Raw genomic sequence first — 1056 nt, 5'->3', positions numbered from 1 at the left:
AGTAGGACGTCGCTAGGCTTTAATAATTGGAGGATTAGCTCAGCTGGGAGAGCATCTGCCTTACAAGCAGAGGGTCGGCGGTTCGATCCCGTCATCCTCCACCATTAATATGCCGGCCTAGCTCAATTGGTAGAGCAACTGACTTGTAATCAGTAGGTTGGGGGTTCGAGTCCTCTGGCCGGCACCACGTAGTTTAGAGCCATTAGCTCAGTCGGTAGAGGATTTTAAAAGATTACAGCTCCGAAGCATTGCTTCACCGAATGGTAAGCTTTTAAAATCTGCAACAAAGACCGTAGGACTTTGAAGCACAATTCCTACCACAATCAACATTTAGGAAACAACATCTTATACCGAGCCATTAGCTCAGTCGGTAGAGCATCTGACTTTTAATCAGAGGGTCGAAGGTTCGAGTCCTTCATGGCTCACCATTTATATATGCGGGTGTGGCGGAATTGGCAGACGCACCAGACTTAGGATCTGGCGCCGCGAGGCGTGGGGGTTCGACTCCCTTCACCCGCATTCATAAAGATAAGCGGAAGTAGTTCAGTGGTAGAACACCACCTTGCCAAGGTGGGGGTCGCGGGTTCGAATCCCGTCTTCCGCTCCATATTAATGCCGGGGTGGCGGAACTGGCAGACGCACAGGACTTAAAATCCTGCGGTAGGTGACTACCGTACCGGTTCGATTCCGGTCCTCGGCACCACTTAAATTAAAGAATGCGCCCGTAGCTCAATTGGATAGAGCGTCTGACTACGGATCAGAAGGTTATGGGTTCGACTCCTTTCGGGCGCGCCATTTTCGGGAAGTAGCTCAGCTTGGTAGAGCACTTGGTTTGGGACCAAGGGGTCGCAGGTTCGAATCCTGTCTTCCCGACCATTATATTTTGGGGCCTTAGCTCAGCTGGGAGAGCGCCTGCCTTGCACGCAGGAGGTCAGCGGTTCGATCCCGCTAGGCTCCACCAAAAAAGTTTTAAAAAGTTATTGACACTGTTTTTAAAACGTAGTAATATTGAAAAGTCGCTTCTGAGCGATACGATAGTTCTTTGAAAACTGAACG

At 50.0% G+C, this 1056-nt stretch carries 9 tRNA genes; all 9 read left to right on the top strand.

The window, feature by feature from the left end:
* Window positions 1-28 precede the first annotated feature (28 nt).
* A tRNA-Val gene (locus tag V7127_RS24220) sits at window positions 29-104 on the top strand.
* A gap of 7 nt (window positions 105-111) precedes the next feature.
* Window positions 112-187: transfer RNA gene (locus V7127_RS24215), tRNA-Thr, on the top strand.
* Between the two features lie 165 nt (window positions 188-352).
* A tRNA-Lys gene (locus V7127_RS24210) sits at window positions 353-428 on the top strand.
* 9 nt (window positions 429-437) lie between these two features.
* Window positions 438-519, top strand: a tRNA-Leu gene (locus V7127_RS24205).
* Between the two features lie 13 nt (window positions 520-532).
* Window positions 533-607 (top strand) — tRNA-Gly (locus V7127_RS24200).
* 7 nt (window positions 608-614) lie between these two features.
* Window positions 615-703, top strand: a tRNA-Leu gene (locus V7127_RS24195).
* A gap of 15 nt (window positions 704-718) precedes the next feature.
* Window positions 719-795 (top strand) — tRNA-Arg (locus tag V7127_RS24190).
* Window positions 796-799: 4 nt separating this feature from the next.
* Window positions 800-876: transfer RNA gene (locus V7127_RS24185), tRNA-Pro, on the top strand.
* A 9-nt stretch (window positions 877-885) separates the two neighbouring features.
* Window positions 886-961: transfer RNA gene (locus V7127_RS24180), tRNA-Ala, on the top strand.
* Window positions 962-1056: the final 95 nt, after the last annotated feature.

Source organism: Bacillus sp. JJ1773 (genome assembly GCF_036962035.1).
Lineage (GTDB): Bacteria > Bacillota > Bacilli > Bacillales > Cytobacillaceae > Cytobacillus.
The sequence above is the reverse complement of the archived record's forward strand: the minus strand, read 5'-3'. Positions and strand labels throughout refer to the sequence as shown.